Below are 20,369 nucleotides of genomic sequence, written 5' to 3'. Positions count from 1 at the left end.
CCTGACGCTTAGTGAGACAAGCCTTCCGCCAGTTTTACCAGTTTAATAAACTCCGCGCGATAGCCTTGTTTATCTTCCCCGCGCGCCTGTTCACCCCATTTAATAATTTGCGGCCAGCTCGTATCTGCCAGCGTTTCTGAGCCACGCAGTTTTTGCCCGAAAGCCGCTACCGCCGCGCGGAAACGAAAATCTTCAGAGGCGTCAGCAAAGATCGGCATTTTTCCCATAACGACCGGGAACTCGGCTAATGTACTTTCGCTGCCCTGCGGTGCTTTCCAGCGGAATTTGATCCACGCCAGCTCGCTTGATTTTGTTGGCTTTGAGGCGGCTTTGTCCTGAGCGTAGCGCAGTTTATCCACCGAGGCTTTCTGCCCGTTAAGCGTCAGTTCAAAGAATAGCGTGACGTGTTTACCCGCGCCGATATCACCGGCATCAACCTTATCGTTATTGAAATCCTCGTCGCGCAGTTGGCGTTTTTCATAACCAATCTGCCGGTACTCAGTCACCCACTGCGGATTAAATTCGATTTGCGATTTTACATCTTTGGCAACGGTGACCAGCGTTTGATGCATCTCATCTTTGAGGACTTTTTGCGCCTCGGAGAGGGAGTCGATGTAGCTGTAATTACCGTTACCCACATCAGCAATTCTCACCATCATGGCTTCGTTGAAATTGTCATCGCCGACGCCCAGCGTAGATAAGGTAATACCTTTCTCGCGCTCTTTTTTTACCAGCGCTTCGATGTCTTTGGGATCGGTAATACCGAGGTTAAAATCACCGTCGGTGGTCAACAAAATGCGGTTAACGCCGCCTTTGATAAATCCTTTTTCGGCCTGCTCGTAGGCTAGTCGTAATCCCGCTTCACCACCGGTACTCCCGTAAGCATCCAGATTATCAATTGCCGCTTTAATCGCGGTTGTGTTATTTCCCGCTGTAGACGCCAGCGCGACGTGAGTGCCGCCCGCGTAGGTCACAATCGTGATGTTATCCTGCGCACGCAGATCGTTCACCAGCAGTTTTAGCGCCGACTGGATCAACGGCAGGCGTTCCGCTGGCTGCATAGAACCGGAAGTATCAATGAGAAAAACCAGGTTGGCAGGTGGCAGATCTCTGGTCTGCATGTCCCGGGCCTGAACATCAACTTTTAATAGCGTGCGCTGCGCGTTCCACGGCGAGGGAGCCAGTTCGTATTTAACCGCAAATGGCATCGGTATACAGGCCGCAATGGGTTTAGTGTTATCCTGCTTATCCGCAACGGGCTGAGGCGCGGGAAAATAGTTGAGCATCTCTTCTACCCGCACGGCTTCCGGCAGCGGCAGTTGCCCCTGATTCAGAAAGCGCCGCACGTTAGCGTAGCTGCCAGTGTCTACATCCAGACTAAACGTGGCGAGCGGCGCCTGACTTACCTGTTTAATCGGATTTTCATCGTAGTGTTCGTAACGCGCGGTCCCCATTACATTACCGCCTTGTGCAGCGAACGCTTTTGATGCCGAGGCACGTGTCCGCATTTCATATTGCGGTGCTTCGGCTGTTGCCAGAGATGCCGCCTTGGCATCTGCCAGAGACGCCGCTTTGGCATCTGCCAGGGCTTTGGCTTCAGCATTCGCTTTATATTCGGCTGCTTTTTTCGCAGCCTGTTGGGCGGCCTCGGCTTGTCTTTTCTGGACAGTGTCATCCCCGGCCTGAGCGCTATTTTCTTTCTGGATAGCCTGCTCCTGTTTTAACTCAGCCGGATTATTTCCCTGCTGGTCGGAGGGCTCCGGCCCACAGCCCGAGAGAACAACCCCACCCAACAACAGCATTAATGTTTTTCCATTAAGCATACAAATTCCTTTTCAATTATATTCGGGTAATTCTCTGCAGATGTCCTGCATTATATTCCGCTTTACTTTTATTATCTGCATGGCGAAAGTAGAAAATAATATTACCTGCGTTAATAACCACCCATAATAAAAAAGATAATTATATTTTTGAGGCAAATAATATTTACGTTTAAGATGACAGGCTTAATCAGTTGCTGGCGTTCGACCCACAGATTCTGCGTGAAGAACACTATTTACAGTGACCGATTTACCAAAAGTGAATATATAAGATGGGGGACAATCTGCACTGTGCCCTCGCCGATGCTTCCTTTTACAACCCACCAAACAGCAATCCATTAAGCCGTGCCGACACTCACGTTATTGATGGAAAGATATTATATGCTGCCGTCACATGAAATAATGAACTGAGCGCGATCGGACGCCTTGAAAAACGCTGACAGAAATACGCTTCAGATCAAATTTTTCCCATTGAAGTCGATGAGATAAACATTTATCCGGGAAACGGGTCACGAAAACAGTTGGGAGAGTTGTTCCACTGCCTGATGCAAGAAATGGACAAACTGCTGAGTTTTTATCAGCGATGCCTGAGAAATGACAGTCACGTTATAATTTTTATAGCGGAGTAATGGGCCATATGTTTAACACTTCGACAATTATTGTGAATTACCCATATGAAACCGCTGGCGCTTACGGAACCGCCCAACATCCGGCTCTTCGTTCGTCGGGACGTGTTGGGTATGAATTTGGGTTAGCTTCGCTCCACCCAACTACGCCACTAATACAACGTTGATGCCGGATGGCGGCTACGCCTTATCCGGCATCTGGTTCTGTGTTCGTTGAAAAAGTGTTGGGTTTCGGCTATGCCTCACCCAACGAGTCCAGGGTCTCTATGCGTCACAGGTTTTCATAAGTTGGATGCAATCCAACATTTAGAGGCTCCGGTGTTGCTCATCAGCCTCAACCGCCGATAAATCGGCGGTTATTGACATCATCAACGCGGCATTACATCAGCGGCATCGCCAGTTGCACAAGGCTAATCAGCGGCTGCGGCCAGACGCCCAGTACCAACACCAGCAACGCGGAGATCAGCACCACGATCCCACCCGCGCTGTACTGCCAGTTTGTCGGCGCGTCGCGTCCCGGTTGCTGCGGCGCGTGCAGGTAGAGACTCACCGCAACGCGCAGGTAGTAGTACAAACCAATCGCGGAACCCACTACCACGGCGGCGACCAGCCACCACAGGCTGGCCTGAACGCCGACCGCCAACACGTAGAATTTGCCGATAAAGCCCAACGTCATCGGGATACCTGCCAGCGACAGCATCATCACCGTCATTACCGCGGCAAGAACCGGACGGTGCCAGAACAGACCACGGTAAGAGTACAGGGAATCGGCATCCGGGCCGCGGAACGGGCTGGACATCAGGCTGACCACGCCAAACGCGCCGAGGCTGCTGAACAGATAACCGGCCAGGTAAACGCCAACCGCTTCCATCGACATCTCGCCGCTCTGCAGAGCAATCAGCGCCACCAGCAGATAGCCGAGGTGAGAGATAGAAGAGTAACCGAGCAGACGTTTGATGTTGGTCTGGCTCAGCGCCATCAGGTTACCAAAGATGATAGAGGCAAAGGCGATAATGCCCAGCACCACGCGTACCGCTTCGCTGTCGCCTACCGGCGCATAGAGGAACAGACGCATCACCACGCCGAAGATAGCAATTTTACTCGCCGTCGCCAGGAAGGTGGAAACCGGCGCAGGCGCGCCCTGATAAACGTCTGGCGTCCACAGGTGGAACGGCACCAGAGAGAGTTTAAAGCCCAGACCGACAATCATCAGGCCAAAGCCCGCCAGCAGCAACGGCTCATGCAGCATACCATCGCCGAGGCTCTTACCGAGCGCTTCGAAAGACAGGTTGCCGGACTGCGCATAGACCAGCGCCATCCCGAACAGCAGGAAAGACGAGGCGGCGGCGGAGAGGATGGTGTATTTGATACTGGCTTCCAGCGAGCGTTTCTGGCGGAAAGCATAACCAATCAGGCCGAACAGCGGCAGTGAGATCAGTTCAATACCGAGGAACAGCGCCGCCAGATGGTTGGCGTTCGCCAGCAGAATTCCGCCCAGGCTGGCGATTAACACCAGCAGGTAGAACTCTTCCTGGTTATCGTTATAGCCTTCCAGCCACGGGTAGGCAAAGGTGCAGGTGGCGAGGCTCGCCAGCAGCACCAGCCCGGTGTAGAGCATCGCAAAGCCGTCAACGCGCATCAGCGGCGTGACGTCCATTGCCCCGGCCTGGCCGACAAACCAAAGCGAAACCAGAGCAGCGTTAAGCCCAATGACCGACAGCGTGGCATTGAGGAAGTGATTGCGTCGCCACGCAATGGAGAGCATCACAACCACCACCGTCAAGCCGACGATCAGCAGCGGTAGCAGCGCAATCAGGTGTTGTGGAGTTATTGTCATGGCGATTTACGGCCTTGTAGTAGTAACGGAATTAACAAACCACTGCTGGATGTTGCTCATCGCAGAATGCGAGGTATCCAGAATCGGCTGCGGATAGAAGCCAAGCAGTACCAGAAGCACCACCAGCAACAGAATGATAAACAGCTCGCGCAGCGACATCCCTGGCAGTTCCTGGCTGGCAATCTGGCTCTTCGCTTTACCGAAGTAAGCGCGATGCAGCATCGCCAACGAGTATACAGAGGCGAATACCAGCCCAAAGGTGGAGATCACGGTAATCATCGGCACCACCTGGTAGCTGCCGAACAGAATCATAAATTCGCCGACAAAGTTACCGGTGCCCGGCATACCGAGCGTCGCCACCGCAAAGAACATGGACAGCGCAGGCAACCACTTCATCTTGCCCCACAGTCCGCCCATCATACGCATGTCGCGGGTATGCAGGCGCTCGTACAACTGACCACACAGAATGAACAGACCGGCCGCGGAGAGACCGTGCGCGATCATCTGGATCACCGCCCCCTGGTAAGCCAGTTGGCTGCCGGTGTAGATAGCGATCAGCACGAAGCCCATGTGGGAAACGGAGGTATAAGCAATCAGACGCTTGATGTCGTATTGGGTAAAGGCCATCCACGCGCCGTAGAAAATGCCGATAACGCCAAGCCACATAGCGATCGGCGCAAACTCCGCCGACGCGTTCGGGAACAATGGCAGGGAGAAACGCAGCAGACCGTAAGCGGCGGTTTTCAGCAAGATACCGGCCAGGTCGACAGAACCGGCGGTCGGCGCCTGGGAGTGCGCATCCGGCAGCCAGCCATGCAGCGGCACCACCGGCATTTTCACCGCGAAGGCGATGAAGAAGCCCAGCATCAGCAGATATTCCACTCCGTGGGACATCGGCGTATTCAGCAGCTCTTCATAGTTGAAGGTCCACACGCCGGTCGCGTTGTAGTGCACAAAGACCAGCGCCAGGATGGCAATCAGCATCACCAGACCACTCGCCTGGGTGTAGATGAAGAACTTGGTCGCCGCCGTGATACGCGTTTTCCCGTCAGAAGCTTTGTGGCCCCACAGCGCTATCAGGAAGTACATCGGCACCAGCATCATTTCCCAGAAGAAGAAGAACAGGAACATGTCGATGGCCAGGAACACGCCGATAACGCCGCCTAAGATCCACATCAGGTTCAGGTGGAAGAAGCCCTGATATTTTTCGATTTCTCGCCAGGAGCAAAGCACCGCCAGAACGCCGAGCAGGCCGGTCAGCACCACCATTAGCAGCGACAGTCCGTCGAGCGCCAGATGGATAGAGATGCCAAAACGCGGGATCCACGGCAGAACAAATTCAGATTGCCACTGCGGAATACCGGCGGATTGCGTCAGTGAATAGCCGCCCTGCAACCACAATTGCAGACCGAGCGCCAGCGTCAGCCCCATGGTAATCAGCGCTATCCAGCGCGGCACCTTCACGCCAAAGCGTTCGGTCTGCCAGCACAGAAAGCCGCCGATAAAGGGGATTAATATCAACCAGGGTAATAACATAGCTAAGTATGTCCCTTATATTTACTCCTGCTCAGGCTATCTCACTCGTCAGCCCAAATCCTGCCAGTGCTCACACAAAACGCAGCGCGTTTTGAACGTCCGTAAGGACGGCCCCGTAGGGGTGAGCTTCGCGAATCATCCTCACGTACTTCAGTACGCTCCGGTTGCTGTGCGCTGGCGGTATCCGGTCTGACTTCGCCGATGACGCCTGTACTTCAGGAACAGATTTTCAACGAATTCTAAAAATTATTTTTGGGTTTGTAGGCCGGATAAGCACTGCGCCATCCGGCAGTCGTTCATCCAGCCAACAAACTCAACGCAGTACCATCAGCAGCGCCAGCACAACAACCGCGCCGATGCTCATGGATGCCACATACCAGCGCAAATAACCGTTCTCGCTCAGTACCAGGCCTTTGCCTGCAAAACGGGAAAGGATAGCCGGAATGTTCATCAACGCATTAAGCGGGTCGCGCTTCAGCAGCCAGGCGATACCGAGGAATGGCTTGACGAATAATTTGTCGTACAGCCAGTCAAAACCCCAGGCGTTATACCACCAGGTCCCCAGCAGACGGCCCGGCGCGCTGTTGGCGATCGACGTCACCAGCGTGCGTTTACCCAGCCACAGCCATGCGGCAATCAGGATGCCGGCAATCGCCACTACGCCAGAGGTAATTTCCAGCGTCATGACGCGCCCATGCGCCAGTTCAGTTGTCTGCGGCAGCACCCCCTGCAATGGCGGCACAATCAGCGCGCCAACAAAGGTAGACAGAATCATCAGGACAATCAGCGGCAGATGGTGGGTAATCCCCTTCCCTGCATGAGCATGAATTTGTTCTTTACCGTGGAATACGATGAAAATCATCCGGAAGGTGTACAGCGAGGTCATGAACGCGCCGACCAGACCCGCCACCATCAGATTGATATGGCCGTTCGCCATCGCGCCGGCCAGGATCTCATCCTTACTGAAGAAGCCGGCAGTGACCAGCGGCAGCGCCGACAGCGCCGCGCCCCCCACCAGGAAGCAGGCATACACCAGTGGAATCGACTTACGCAGACCGCCCATCTTAAAGATGTTCTGTTCGTGATGGCAGGCCAGAATTACCGAGCCGGAGGCCAGGAACAGCAGCGCTTTAAAGAAGGCGTGCGTCATCAGGTGGAAGATCGCCGCATCCCACGCCTGCACGCCAAGCGCCAGGAACATGTAGCCAATCTGGCTCATGGTGGAATAGGCCAGCACGCGTTTGATGTCGGTCTGCACCAGCGCGGCGAAACCTGCCATTACCAGCGTAATCGCCCCGATAATGCCCACCAGATGCAGAATTTCCGGGGTCATCAGGAACAGACCATGGGTACGAGCGATCAGGTAGACACCGGCGGTGACCATGGTAGCGGCGTGGATCAGCGCGGAGACCGGCGTCGGACCGGCCATCGCGTCGGCAAGCCAGGTCTGCAACGGTAGCTGCGCAGATTTACCGACCGCGCCGCCCAGCAGCATCAGCGTCGCCCACATCAGCATGTTGTTGCCGTCAGCAAAGTGCGCTGGCGCCAGCTCGACCATTTCGCGGAAGTTCAGCGTGCCCAGTTCGTTGTAGAGGATGAACAGCGCGAAGGCGAGGAATACGTCACCGACACGGGTCACCACGAAGGCTTTCATTGCCGCCGCGCCATTCTTCGGATCGCTGTAATAGAAGCCGATCAACAGATAAGAGCACAGGCCCACGCCTTCCCAGCCGAGGTACATCAACAGCAGGTTATCGGACAGCACCAGAACAACCATGCTGGCGATAAACAGGTTGGTATAAGCGAAGAAGCGGGAGTAACCCTCTTCTCCACGCATGTACCAGGACGCGAACATGTGGATCAGGAAACCGACGCCGGTGACCACAGAGAGCATGGTCAGCGACAGGCCGTCCAGCACCAGGTTAAAACCGATGTTGAAGTTACCGACCGACATCCACGTCCACAGCGGCTGGCTGAACGCCTGTTTGCCGTTGGCGAAGAAATCCATCCCGACAAACGCTGTCACCAACGCCGCCAGACCAACGGAGCCCACGCCAATGGTCGCGGAGAGATTTTCCGACCAGCGTCCGCGAGAGAACGCCAGCAGTACAAAGCCAATCAATGGCAGAATAATGGTTAAGGCAAGCATGTTCATCCACGCATCTCACTTACTGAATCGATGTTCAGGTTCTGGCGACGGCGATGGAGTTGCAGCAACAGCGCAAGTCCAATACTCGCTTCCGCAGCCGCAAGGCTGATGGCGAGAATGTACATCACCTGACCATCGGTCTGGCCCCAGTAGCTCCCGGCGACCACAAAGGCCAGCGCGGAGGCGTTAATCATGATTTCCAGCCCGATCAGCATAAACAGCAGATTGCGGCGGATAACCAGACCGGTTAAACCCAGGACGAATAAAATCGCAGCGAGGATCAGTCCGTGTGTTAAGGGGATCATGCGCGCTCCTCCGTTTTTCTTTTCGCGCGGTCATCGGCGCGGTTGCTTAGCACTTCGCCTGCACGCTCTTCACGACCGACGTGGAACGCCACCACCAGGCCTGCCAGCAGCAGCATCGACGCCAGTTCGACCGCCAGAACATAAGGCCCGAACAGCGTAATGCCCACCGCTTTCGCGCTAATCGGCGTGCCGTCGATGCCCTGGTCGTTAACGCCCAGAATGGCGTACACAATGACCGCCAGCATAATGGCCGACAAAACCGCCGGACCAATCCACACCTGCGGCTTCAGCCACTGGCGTTCCTGTTCGATTTCGCTGCCGCCGAGGTTGAGCATCATCACCACGAACACAAACAGCACCATGATGGCGCCTGCGTAGACGATAATTTCCAGCGCACCGGCAAAATAAGCGCCCAGCGAAAAGAACACCCCGGAAATCGCCAAAAGCGATATCACCAGATACAACAGCGCGTGTACCGGATTGGTATGGGTGATCACTCGCAGGGTCGCGAGGATGGCTATCAGGCCACAGATATAAAAAGCGAATTCCATTGCCCTCTCCTTACGGTAACAGGCTCTTGACGTCGATAGGCTTGGCTTCGTTCTCTGCTTCGCCTTTATCTTTGCCGTCGATTGCCATACCCGCCATCCGGTAGAAGTTATATTCCGGGTATTTGCCCGGACCGGAAATCAGCAGATCCTCTTTTTCGTACACCAGATCCTGACGTTTGTATTCGCCCAGTTCGAAGTCCGGGGTCAACTGAATCGCCGTGGTCGGGCACGCTTCTTCGCACAGGCCGCAGAAGATGCAGCGTGAGAAGTTAATGCGGAAAAATTCCGGATACCAGCGGCCATCTTTGGTCTCCGCTTTTTGCAGAGAGATACAGCCTACCGGACAGGCTACCGCGCACAGGTTACAGGCAACGCAGCGCTCTTCACCGTCCGGGTCGCGCGTGAGCACGATACGACCACGGTAACGGGGCGGTAAATAGACCGGCTCTTCCGGATACATCCGCGTTTCGCGTTTGGCGAACGCATGCAGGCCGATCATCCAGATACTGCGTACCTGAGTGCCGAAACCTACTAATAATTCTTTTAAGGTCATGGTCTTTGTGTCCCTTATTGCGCCTGCCACAGAATGACAGCCGCCGTTACCAGCAAGTTGATGAGCGTCAGCGGCAGGCAAACTTTCCAGCCGAAGGACATTACCTGGTCATAACGCGGACGCGGTAACGACGCACGAATCAAAATGAACATCATCATGAAGAACGCGGTTTTCAGCGCGAACCAGACGAATGGCGGTAAGAACGGGCCATGCCAGCCACCGAAGAACAACGTTACCATCAGCGCGGAAACGGTGACGATGCCGATGTACTCCCCCACGAAGAACAGACCGAATTTCATACCGGAATATTCGATGTGGTAACCGTCCGCCAGTTCCTGCTCGGCTTCCGGCTGGTCAAACGGGTGACGGTGACAGACCGCTACGCCCGCGATGGCGAAAGTAACAAACCCAAAGAATTGCGGAATCACGTTCCACAGATGCGCCTGGTTATTGACGATATCGGTCATATTAAATGAACCGGCCTGCGCCACCACGCCCATCAGGGAAAGACCAAGAAACACTTCGTAGCTCACCGTCTGGGCAGACGCGCGCATCGCGCCGAGCAGCGAGTATTTGTTGTTACTCGACCACCCGGCGAACAGTACCGCGTAAACCGCCAGACCGGCCATCATCAGGAAGAACAGAATCCCGATGTTTAAATCGGCCACCACCCAATTAGGGCTAACCGGCACAATGGCGAAGGAGAGCAGCAGCGAAGTAAACGCGATCATCGGCGCCAGGGTAAAGATGACGCGATCCGAGAATTTCGGGATCCAGTCTTCTTTAAAGAACATCTTGATCATGTCCGCGACCAGCTGGAGCGAGCCGCCCCAGCCAACGCGGTTTGGTCCATAACGGTTCTGGAACAGACCCAGCAGACGACGTTCGCCAAAGCTCATGAAGGCCCCGCAGGTGACGACCACCAGCAGAATCACCACCGCTTTGAGAATGCTCAGCAGGATCTCAATCAGATCCGGTGTAATCCAACTCATTGTTGCGCCTCCCGCAGATCCTCAAGACGCGCGCCAGCCAGAACCGGCGCGATGCCAGGCATACCCATCGGCAGCCCTACCTGCCCTGCCGCTAACCCTTCAGAGATTTCAACCGGCAGCGTCACCGTATTGCCATCGTAGCTAAAGGAGACGCGCGTCCCGGCATTGACGCCCAACTTCGCGGCATCCGCCGGGTTAAGTTTGATATACGGCTGCGGCATACGGCTCTGGAAGACCGGAGAACGCTGAGACAATTCGTCGCTGCCAAACAGGTGGTAATACGGCGCAATACGCCACTGACCGTCCTGCGCCTGGAAGCTTGCCGGCACGGTAGTGAAATAATCCAGACCGCCCTCAGTCGCTTCAATCAAACGCACGCCCGGATCGCCGTGACGCAGTTTGCCGCCCACTTCATCCTGGAATTTGTTCCACGCCTGCGGGGAGTTCCAGCCCGGCGCCCAGGCGAACGGAATTTCAGATCGCGGGGCAGTCGGTTGGTTATTCCCTTCCATTGAGAAGGCGAACATGGTGTCTTTATCCTGCGGCTGACGTGGTTCGTGCACGCTGATATTGGCGCGCATTGCGGTACGACCGCTGTAACGATGCGGTTCGCGCGCCAGCTTCTGCCCACGAATGCGGAAGGTCGCATCCGGCGCGGCGTCTTTAATACCGGCAAATTGCGGCATGGCGGCAATGACCGCGTCGATCACGTGGTCAAGCTGAGTCCAGTCCACTTCGCGGTTTTCGACGGTGCTGTGCAGTGAATGCAGCCAGCGCCAGCTTTCCAGCATAATCGTCTTGTTATCGTAGTAGGCCGGATCATAAACCTGGAAGAAGCGCTGCGCGCGGCCTTCGTTGTTGATGACCGTACCATCGCTTTCGGCGAAGCTTGCCGCGGAAAGCACCAGATGCGCGTTTTCCATAATCGCCGTGCGCTGATGGTCAACCACCATCACCAGCGGCGCTTTGGCGAGCGCAGCGTTCACGCGCGTAGCGCTTGCATGACGGTGGAGATCGTTTTCCAGCACCACCACCGCGTCCGCACTGCCGGTTTCCAGCTCACCCAACGCATCGTCAAGCGAACCGCCGCCCATCATGCCCAGCCCCATGCTGTTCACGGAGCGGGCAATCATAGTAATACCGACGTCGGCGCCACGGCCTTTCAGCGCTTTCGCCACGTTGGCGGCCGCCTGAATCACCTCACTGCTACCGGCGTTAGTGCCGGAGATAATCAGCGGTTTTTTCGCGCCGGCCAACGCCTGCACAATGACATCAATTTTGTTTTGTAAGTCGCTGTCGATACCGTCAACCGCAGGCGCTGTCTTGTCCAGCGCATGGGCAATCGCAAAGCCCAGGCGCGCCTGATCTTCCACCGGCGCGCGATAGGTCCAGGCGGCGATATCATCCAGACGGGTGTTGTCCACGTTGGTCACGAACAGCGGATGTTTGGCACGCTGGCCGATGTTAAGGATGGCCGCAATCTGCCAGTCGGCCACTTTCTGCGCCGCCGCCATTTCACGCGCTTTACCCTTCACCGCCTGACGTACCGCCAGCGCAACGCGCGCGCCGGTCTGAGTGACATCCTCACCCAAGACCAGTACCGCGTCATAAGATTCGATCTCCCGCAGCGCCGGGGTGTAAATTCCGCCTTCACGCAACACTTTCAGCGCCAGTTGCAGACGTTCCTGCTCGCCGCGCGCGATACCGGTGTAGAAGTTTTCCGCACCAACCAGCTCACGCAGCGCAAAGTTGCTCTCAATGCTGGCGCGTGGCGAACCGATACCGATCACTTTCTTCGACTGGCGCAGAATATCCGCCGCGCCCTGCATCGCCTGCTCGGCGTTGAGAGTAATAAAGTCATCGCCGCGGCGCTGAACCGGCTGACGCGGACGGTCTTTCAGGTTCACATAGCCATAGCCGAAACGACCGCGGTCGCAGAGGAAGTAGTGGTTAACGGTACCGTTGTAACGGTTTTCGATACGGCGTAATTCGCCATAGCGCTCGCCCGGGCTGATGTTACAGCCGATGGAACACTGCTGGCAGATGCTCGGCGCAAACTGCATGTCCCATTTACGGTTGTAACGCTCGGAGTGCGTTTTATCGGTGAAGACGCCGGTCGGGCAAATCTCGACCAAGTTACCGGAGAATTCGCTTTCCAGCGTACCATCTTCCGGACGCCCGAAGTAGACGTTGTCATGCGCGCCATAGACGCCCAGATCGGTGCCGTCGGCATAATCTTTGTAGTAACGCACACAACGGTAACAGGCGATGCAGCGGTTCATTTCGTGAGAGATGAACGGCCCCAGATCCTGGTTGCGGTGGGTACGTTTGGTGAAACGGTAGCGACGGAAACTGTGCCCCGTCATCACGGTCATATCCTGAAGATGGCAGTTACCGCCCTCTTCACAGACCGGACAGTCGTGCGGGTGGTTAGTCATCAGCCACTCCACCACGCTTTCACGGAACTGTTTCGCTTCTTCGTCGTCAATAGAGATAAAGGTACCGTCGGTGGCTGGCGTCATACAGGACATCACCAGGCGACCACGCGTATCTTCCGCGTTTTGGTATTGCTTCACCGCACACTGGCGGCAAGCACCGACGCTTCCCAGCGCCGGGTGCCAGCAAAAATACGGAATATCAAGGCCCAGGGACAGACATGCCTGTAGCAGGTTGTCCGCGCCGTTGACCTCGTATTCTTTGCCGTCTACATGAATCGTAGCCATTAGCATGCTTCCAAATTAAAAATCGTTAACTCACCAGCGCTCTTTGAGCAGGTTCGGCTGAATACCATTGATTAAATGGGTATTGCTGAACGGCTGCTTGATGCCAGCTTCGAATTCTTCGCGGAAATACTTAATTGCGCTTTGCAGTGGCTCAACCGCGCCCGGCGCATGCGCGCAGAAGGTTTTACCCGGTCCGAGGAAACGACACAGTTGCTCAAGTGTCTCGATATCCCCCGGCTGGCCTTCGCCACGCTCCAGCGCGCGCAGAATTTTCACGCTCCACGGCAACCCGTCGCGGCATGGCGTACACCAGCCGCAGGATTCGCGGGCAAAGAACTCTTCCAGGTTACGCACCAGCGATACCATGCCGATTTCGTGGTCTACCGCCATCGCCAGCGCGGTGCCCAGACGGCTGCCTGCTTTACCGATGCTTTCGAACTCCATCGGCAGGTCAAGATGCGCCTCGGTCAGGAAGTCGGTTCCCGCCCCGCCCGGCTGCCAGGCTTTGAATTTCAGGCCATCGCGCATACCGCCCGCGTAGTCTTCGAGGATCTCGCGCGCGGTGGTGCCGAACGGTAATTCCCACAGTCCCGGATTCTTCACGCGGCCCGAGAAGCCCATCAGCTTGGTACCCGCATCTTTGCTTTTCGAGATGTTCTGGTACCACTCCACGCCGTTGGCGAGGATTGCCGGGACGTTGCACAACGTTTCGACGTTATTCACACAGGTCGGCTTGCCCCATACGCCGGAGGTCGCCGGGAAGGGCGGCTTGGAGCGCGGGTTCGCGCGGCGGCCTTCAAGGGAGTTAATCAGCGCCGTTTCTTCACCACAGATGTAACGCCCTGCCCCGGTGTGCACGAACAGTTCAAAGTCGAACCCGGTGCCCATGATATTTTTGCCAAGCAGCCCGGCCTCGGTTGCTTCAGCAATCGCACGGCGCAAATGTACAGCCGCTTCGATATATTCGCCGCGCAGGAAGATGTAACCACGATACGCTTTCAGCGCAAACGCGGAGATCAGCATGCCTTCCACCAGCAGGTGCGGCAGTTGTTCCATCAGCAGACGGTCTTTATAGGTGCCCGGTTCCATTTCATCGGCGTTACACAGCAGGTAACGGATGTTCATGGATTCATCTTTCGGCATCAGGCTCCACTTCAGACCGGTGGAAAAGCCCGCGCCGCCGCGCCCTTTCAGACCGGCGTCTTTTACCTGGCTGACGATTTCATCCGGAGACAGGCCGGTCAGCGCCTTACGCGCGCCTTCGTAGCCGTTTTTGCTACGATATTCATCCAGCCAGACCGGCTGTTTGTCATCGCGCAGACGCCAGGTCAGCGGATGGGTTTCGGGAGTACGGATAACGTTTTTCATTTATACCGCTCCAGTAGTTCAGGAATGGCTTCCGGGGTCAGATGGCTGTGAGTATCCTCATCAATCATCATGTTCGGCCCTTTATCGCAATTCCCCAGGCAGCAGGTCGGCAGCAGCGTAAAGCGACCATCAAAGGTCGTCTGCCCCGGTTTGATGTTGAGATTTTTTTCCAGCGCGGCCTGAATCCCCTGATAGCCGGTGATATGGCACACCACGCTGTCGCAGTAGCGAATCACGTGGCGACCGACCGGCTGACGGAAAATCTGGCTGTAGAATGTGGCGACGCCTTCGACGTCGCTCGCCGGAATACCCAGCACATCGGCAATAGCGTAGATCGCGCCGTCCGGCACCCAGCCACGCTGCTTCTGAACGATTTTCAGCGCTTCAATGGACGCCGCACGCGGGTCTTCGTAGTGGTGCTTCTCGTGCTCTATCGCTTCACGCTCTGCCGCACTCAGCTCAAAAGCCTCGGTTTGTGGTTGTTGATTCTCGTGCATAATTAGCGGTCCACATCTGACATAACAAAATCGATACTACCCAGATAGACAATCAGGTCGGAGACCAGGCTACCGCGGATCGCCGAGGGAATCTGCTGCAGGTGCGCAAAGCTCGGCGTGCGCACGCGGGTACGGTAGCTCATAGTGCTGCCGTCGCTGGTCAGGTAGTAACTGTTAATCCCCTTCGTCGCTTCCACCATCTGGAAGGACTCCTGCGCCGGCATCACCGGGCCCCAGGAGACCTGCAGGAAGTGGGTGATCAGGGTTTCGATATGTTGCAGCGTGCGCTCTTTCGGCGGCGGCGTGGTCAGCGGGTGATCCGCTTTGAACGGGCCTTCCGGCATGTTATCGAGGCACTGCTGAAGAATGCGCAGACTCTGGCGCAGCTCTTCCACTTTCAGCATCACGCGGGTATAGCAGTCGGAAACGCCGCCGCCCACCGGCACTTCAAAGTCAAAGTTTTCGTAGCCAGAGTATGGACGCCATTTACGTACGTCGAAGTCGATCCCGGTCGCGCGCAGCCCTGCGCCGGTGGTGCCCCACTCCAGCGCCTCTTTCGCGCCGTAAGCGGCAACGCCCTGCGAACGCCCTTTCAGAATGGTGTTACGCAGCGCGGCTTTCTCGTAAGAGTCCAGACGCTTCGGCATCCACTCAAGGAACTCTCGCAGCAGGCGATCCCAACCGCGCGGCAAGTCGTGCGCGACGCCGCCGATACGGAACCAGGCCGGGTGCATACGGAAACCGGTAATGGCTTCCACCAGGTCATAAATTTTCTGCCGGTCGGTAAAGGCAAAGAAGACCGGCGTCATCGCGCCGACGTCCTGAATAAAGGTCGAGATGTACAGCAGATGACTGTTAATGCGGAACAGTTCGGAGAGCATCACGCGGATGACGTTCACACGATCCGGGACGGTGATCCCTGCCAACTTTTCTACCGCCAGCACGTACGGCATTTCATTGACGCAACCACCGAGGTATTCGATACGGTCGGTATAGGGAATGTAGCTATGCCAGGACTGGCGCTCGCCCATTTTTTCGGCGCCGCGGTGGTGATAGCCGATATCCGGCACGCAGTCGACGATTTCTTCACCGTCAAGTTGCAGGATAATACGAAACGCACCGTGCGCAGACGGGTGGTTCGGGCCGAGGTTGAGGAACATAAAGTCCTCGTTGTCAGTCCCGCGCTTCATCCCCCAGTCTTCCGGCTTAAAGGTCAGCGCTTCCATCTCCAGATCCTGCTTGGCTTTGGTCAGCTCAAACGGGTCGAATTCGGTCGCGCGCGCCGGATAATCTTTACGCAGCGGATGGCCTTCCCAGGTTTGCGGCATCATGATGCGCGTCAGGTGCGGGTGGCCTTCGATATCAATACCAAACATCTCCCAGGTCTCACGCTCGTACCAGTTGGCGTTAGGGAAAAGTTTAGTGAAGGTCGGCACGCGCAGGTCGTTTTCAGACAACGCCACCTTGAGCATGATATCGCGATTACGCTCAATGGAAATCAGGTGGTAGAAAACGGAAAAATCCGCGGCGGGTAACCCGTCACGGTGCGTACGCAGGCGTTCATCCATGCCGTGTAAGTCAAACAGCATGACGTAAGGTTTCGGCAGTTTCTTTAAGAAATCGCCAACCTCCAGTAGTTGTTCACGCTTGACCCAAACAACGGGGATACCGGTGCGGGTCGCCTGAACGGTAAAGGCATCCGGCCCAAAACGGTTGCGCAGTTCGCCGATAACCGGATCATCAAGATGATCGCGGGTACTCCATGCAGCGTCTTGCGCGGTTAAGTCGGTCATATTGTTCACCATTGCAAATGGTCCGTGGTGGTCGGCAGTGCTTCGCGCTATTAAAATAGTGGTTAGCGAAGTGAAGTGCTGCTGCCGACAGGCGCAAATTAAATCTCGTCCGGGGTACGCAGGTTCGTGACGGCAATACGCTCGCCGCGTTTACGTTCGCGTTCTGGCTGCATATTGGCGCGATACACGCCCTGATCGCCCACCACCCATGAGAGCGGACGGCGCTCTTTGCCAATCGATTCTTGCAGCAGCATCAACGCCTGCATATACGCTTCCGGACGCGGCGGACAGCCAGGGATATACACATCCACCGGGATGAACTTATCAACGCCCTGCACTACCGAATAAATATCGTACATGCCGCCGGAGTTGGCGCAGGCGCCCATAGAAATGACCCATTTTGGCTCCAGCATTTGGTCATACAGACGCTGAATAACCGGGGCCATTTTGGTAAAGCAGGTACCGGCCACCACCATCAGGTCAGCCTGACGTGGCGACGCACGCAGCACTTCCGCGCCGAAACGGGCAACGTCATGCACTGCGGTAAAAGAGGTCACCATCTCTACATAGCAGCAAGAAAGGCCGAAGTTGTAGGGCCAAATTGAGTTTTTACGGCCCCAGTTAACCATGTCATGCAGTTTGCCCATGAACACGTTTTTGTTAACTTCCTGCTCCAGGGGGTCGGTTACGATCTCCTGTTTTTGCAGGGGGTAACGGTCATTCTCACCGTTAGGATCTATGCGGGTGAGCGTATAATCCATCTTAATGCCTCGCGGTTAGCGTTGACGATTAGCGATACTGTTCGTTTCCGGGTTCATACGCTCGCGGCGTGAACGCGCGGGCGTCCAGTCCAACGCGCCAATACGCGCCAGATAAACCAGACCAGCCAGTAACACAAAAATAAAAATTGCAGCTTCCACAAAGCCAACCCAGCCGCTTTCGCGGATAGAAGTCGACCATGCGAACAGATACAGCGCTTCAACGTCGAAGATAACGAAGAACATGGCTACCAGGTAAAACTTGGCAGACAGGCGTAAGCGGGCGGTGCCGACCGAGTCGATACCTGATTCAAACGGAACGTTCTTGTGCCTCGCGCGTGCGCGACCGCCCAAAAACCAACCGCCTACCAGCATCAGGCAGCACAGGCCAATGGCAACGATAAGAAAGATAGCGAATGCCCAGTGATGAGCGATGACTTCAGTGGATGTTGACATACTCATTGCTTACTCATCAAAAGTAGCGCCAGTTTCTCTGCTCTTTACGGCAGATGGGCGCCACATCGATTCATGGGGAGGAATAAAAAAAACCCTACAATTACTGTAGAAAATGATAAAAACAGCTAATTGATGTGGTTTTTTACTCCTTTCTATAACCTTTTGTCAACTTTAACAAAAGTTCCTTCACATTAATTTACATCAATTCATCACCATTAACATTAAGTGCCATCCTGGAGAAAATGACTCTTCGGCCAGGGGGGGTTTTATGTTGTTGAATCGTGTCCGTTGTGAAGCAAAAGAAATAACACACACCTATTTTGACAGGAATTTGTGAAGATGCCTCCCCCTAAATGGGAGTATTTTCTTGATCTGTGACACGCTTTTGTTAATTCACCCCCTAAAACAGCAACAATTTCTCTAGTTTTTTAACATGCAAATTCATAAAATGGATGTTCTGGTTATTTTTTACCCACATTGAACTGCGAATCGCTACTGGCTGATTTACCGCAACTTTTACAATTTGTGCGGTTAAGCGCGTACAGATGGGCACAAAAAAAAGAGCCACTGAGCGTTTTTTCATCGCCAGCGGCTCTTTTTTACATTTACGACTTAGCGCCTTTTGCCTGCGAGCTACTCAAAACCCCCTTCCACCATCAGCGGATCATCTCCGCCCTCTGCAGAAAACTGGTTGTAATGCCATGGGTTTTGATAGCTTTCCATCGCATGGAAAATCACCATCGCCAGCTCGTTCTGGCTATTGGGATCGCGGCACAACAGATATTCCGTATCCGGCAAAGGCGGTAATCCGTCTGCGGCGCCCAGCACGCGAAGGTCGGGACTCATCATTTCGACAGGTCGAGCCGTTACGCCAAGACCGGCTTTAACGGCCGCGCGTACCGCCGGTAAAGTAGACGCCACATAGGCCAGCCGCCAGGGAATACCCGCTGCATTTAGCGTCTCCAGCACCATATCGCGGAATGGGCTGGGATCGTCCAGCAGGACTAATGGTACGGGCTCTCCCCTTTGCAAAACATACTCAGCCGCACAATACCAATGGGTGGGCGAGGTCCGCAAATTCAGACAGTCCAGCGAATGAGGTTGGTTAGTCGTCACCACCAAATCTACTTCCTGCGATTTAACCATGTCCACCATATAGGCGTTGCGTTTTACCCGTACATCAAGCGCGAGTTTCGGATAAACCGAGCTGATTCGGCTAAGCAAAAAAGGCAGGATAGTATCAGCTGATTCATCAGAAGCGCCGATTGTTAACACTCCCTGAAGATTACTGAACATTAATGATGAACACGCCTCATCATTAAAACGCAGGATTTTTCTGGCGTACCCCAGAAGCTGGATACCGTGTTCGGTCAAAAGCTTGTTACGACCATGGCGGGCGAACAATTCCTTTCCCACGAGTTGCTCAAGACGCTGCATTTGCTGACTGACCGCAGACTGAGTACGACATACCGCCGCCGCCGCCGCGGCGAAGGTGTTCAGATCGGCAACGGCCACGAACGTTCTCAGCAGATCGAGATCGAGGTTAATTATCGGACGATTTGCATTTATCATAATTTTTCACTTACTGGCGGGTCATATCGGGCTGACCTGGTTAATGCTGTGCATTCAGAAACAAGCAATTCCATTTGTAATGTGCATCCTTCGCAGTACCGCCTGGTTACCCAGGTAAATGTTAGAATGTAATTGAAAATACGACCAAAACACTTCTCTTACTTACTGATATAATACCAAATGCAACTGATCGGGATATATCAAAGAGAATGTGTCATACCTTTAGGCGTCTACAGATTTCTGCTAATGATGGACGTGTAAATCTTGTAACAGCGTCAAATAGTTTACCGAGACGCACAGATACAAAAACAATATATTGAACAATAGGTTATGTATAAAATCGCGTCATGATAATTAGCAGACAACGCAGACTACGCCCCCGTTTCGGATCATTATCTTAACCTAAAACCGCTATATTTATAAGTATTATTACGAATAATCTTAACCTTGGATATGTTATACTAATCGGACCAGAAAGATATTATTACGACTTTAGTAAATGCTTTTTAAATATTAAATAATAATTAATTAAGATTTCTACCATTCATTAATTATACTTAACAATAGTTTCACACCCCCCGCCGCCGGAAAGGTCTAACCTTCTCATTTTACCTTTAATACTCAGTATTTCCGAAATAGCCAGCGCGACACTAATGATGAATGCTTATCTCTCATAAAACAGATAATTTCTGACAACATAAAAAACCACATTACGCGCAATCATATAGAATAAAACACTATACATACAGACAAAAATAGAAAATGCATCTAACCAAATGATTTTATGAAGTTTTAAACAGCACGAAAGCGCGTTAAAAATAAACAAAATCTTC

17 protein-coding genes are annotated in these 20,369 nt (G+C 54.4%); 1 reads left to right on the top strand and 16 read right to left on the bottom strand.

Going from position 1 to position 20,369, the window contains the following annotated elements; translation table 11 throughout:
- Window positions 1-8 precede the first annotated feature (8 nt).
- Window positions 9-1,823, bottom strand: coding sequence for a vWA domain-containing protein (locus ACLJR2_RS15810; protein WP_000931760.1), 1,815 nt, complete (start codon window positions 1,821-1,823; stop codon window positions 9-11).
- Between the two features lie 458 nt (window positions 1,824-2,281).
- On the opposite strand from ACLJR2_RS15810, the gene ACLJR2_RS15805 reads away from it, so the two are divergent.
- Window positions 2,282-2,449 carry a DUF1877 family protein gene (locus tag ACLJR2_RS15805; RefSeq protein ID WP_223151138.1) on the top strand — a complete coding sequence of 56 codons (168 nt, stop codon included), beginning with the start codon at window positions 2,282-2,284 and terminating at the stop codon, window positions 2,447-2,449.
- Between the two features lie 376 nt (window positions 2,450-2,825).
- Here ACLJR2_RS15805 and nuoN read toward each other — a convergent pair whose 3' ends face one another.
- The 15 genes from nuoN to lrhA all read right to left on the bottom strand — a co-directional run bounded on the left by nuoN (window position 2,826) and on the right by lrhA (window position 19,536).
- Window positions 2,826-4,283, bottom strand: a complete 1,458-nt coding sequence (gene nuoN, locus ACLJR2_RS15800; protein ID WP_000156667.1) for an NADH-quinone oxidoreductase subunit NuoN — start codon at window positions 4,281-4,283, stop codon at window positions 2,826-2,828.
- A 6-nt stretch (window positions 4,284-4,289) separates the two neighbouring features.
- Window positions 4,290-5,819 carry an NADH-quinone oxidoreductase subunit M gene (gene nuoM, locus ACLJR2_RS15795; RefSeq protein ID WP_000926428.1) on the bottom strand — a complete coding sequence of 510 codons (1,530 nt, stop codon included), beginning with the start codon at window positions 5,817-5,819 and terminating at the stop codon, window positions 4,290-4,292.
- A 313-nt stretch (window positions 5,820-6,132) separates the two neighbouring features.
- Window positions 6,133-7,974, bottom strand: coding sequence for an NADH-quinone oxidoreductase subunit L (gene nuoL, locus ACLJR2_RS15790; protein ID WP_001056579.1), 1,842 nt, complete (start codon window positions 7,972-7,974; stop codon window positions 6,133-6,135).
- The gene (gene nuoK / locus ACLJR2_RS15785) at window positions 7,971-8,273 is read right to left on the bottom strand and encodes an NADH-quinone oxidoreductase subunit NuoK (RefSeq protein ID WP_000612687.1); all 303 of its coding nucleotides are present in this window, start codon (window positions 8,271-8,273) and stop codon (window positions 7,971-7,973) included. Before nuoK ends, nuoL begins: the two co-directional genes overlap by 4 nt.
- Window positions 8,270-8,824, bottom strand: coding sequence for an NADH-quinone oxidoreductase subunit J (gene nuoJ, locus ACLJR2_RS15780; RefSeq protein ID WP_000393522.1), 555 nt, complete (start codon window positions 8,822-8,824; stop codon window positions 8,270-8,272). Before nuoJ ends, nuoK begins: the two co-directional genes overlap by 4 nt.
- Window positions 8,825-8,834: 10 nt before the next feature.
- Window positions 8,835-9,377, bottom strand: a complete 543-nt coding sequence (gene nuoI / locus ACLJR2_RS15775; protein WP_000172747.1) for an NADH-quinone oxidoreductase subunit NuoI — start codon at window positions 9,375-9,377, stop codon at window positions 8,835-8,837.
- Window positions 9,378-9,391: 14 nt separating this feature from the next.
- Entirely contained in the window at window positions 9,392-10,369 is a 978-nt protein-coding gene (nuoH, locus tag ACLJR2_RS15770; protein ID WP_000118515.1) for an NADH-quinone oxidoreductase subunit NuoH, read from the bottom strand.
- Window positions 10,366-13,092, bottom strand: a complete 2,727-nt coding sequence (gene nuoG, locus ACLJR2_RS15765; RefSeq protein WP_001533724.1) for an NADH-quinone oxidoreductase subunit NuoG — start codon at window positions 13,090-13,092, stop codon at window positions 10,366-10,368. Before nuoG ends, nuoH begins: the two co-directional genes overlap by 4 nt.
- Window positions 13,093-13,122: 30 nt before the next feature.
- Window positions 13,123-14,460, bottom strand: coding sequence for an NADH-quinone oxidoreductase subunit NuoF (gene nuoF, locus ACLJR2_RS15760; RefSeq protein WP_000800048.1), 1,338 nt, complete (start codon window positions 14,458-14,460; stop codon window positions 13,123-13,125).
- On the bottom strand, window positions 14,457-14,957 hold the full coding sequence (gene nuoE / locus ACLJR2_RS15755) for an NADH-quinone oxidoreductase subunit NuoE (protein WP_000545038.1): 501 nt from the start codon (window positions 14,955-14,957) through the stop codon (window positions 14,457-14,459). Before nuoE ends, nuoF begins: the two co-directional genes overlap by 4 nt.
- A 2-nt stretch (window positions 14,958-14,959) precedes the next feature.
- Window positions 14,960-16,762, bottom strand: a complete 1,803-nt coding sequence (gene nuoC / locus ACLJR2_RS15750; RefSeq protein ID WP_000247855.1) for an NADH-quinone oxidoreductase subunit C/D — start codon at window positions 16,760-16,762, stop codon at window positions 14,960-14,962.
- Window positions 16,763-16,848: 86 nt separating this feature from the next.
- Entirely contained in the window at window positions 16,849-17,511 is a 663-nt protein-coding gene (gene nuoB / locus ACLJR2_RS15745) for an NADH-quinone oxidoreductase subunit NuoB (RefSeq protein WP_000386728.1), read from the bottom strand.
- Between the two features lie 15 nt (window positions 17,512-17,526).
- A complete protein-coding gene (nuoA, locus tag ACLJR2_RS15740) occupies window positions 17,527-17,970 on the bottom strand; it encodes an NADH-quinone oxidoreductase subunit NuoA (RefSeq protein ID WP_000062993.1) in 444 nt (147 codons plus the stop codon).
- Between the two features lie 394 nt (window positions 17,971-18,364).
- Complete coding sequence (locus ACLJR2_RS15735) at window positions 18,365-18,517, bottom strand: hypothetical protein (protein WP_001121022.1); 153 nt, start codon at window positions 18,515-18,517, stop codon at window positions 18,365-18,367.
- A gap of 80 nt (window positions 18,518-18,597) precedes the next feature.
- Window positions 18,598-19,536, bottom strand: coding sequence for a transcriptional regulator LrhA (lrhA, locus tag ACLJR2_RS15730; protein ID WP_000606288.1), 939 nt, complete (start codon window positions 19,534-19,536; stop codon window positions 18,598-18,600).
- Window positions 19,537-20,369 lie beyond the last annotated feature (833 nt).

Source organism: Salmonella sp. SAL03688 (assembly GCF_046551895.1).
Classification (GTDB): domain Bacteria; phylum Pseudomonadota; class Gammaproteobacteria; order Enterobacterales; family Enterobacteriaceae; genus Salmonella; species Salmonella enterica.
Note: the sequence above shows the minus strand (reverse complement) of the source record. Positions and strands in the feature narration are given on the sequence as shown.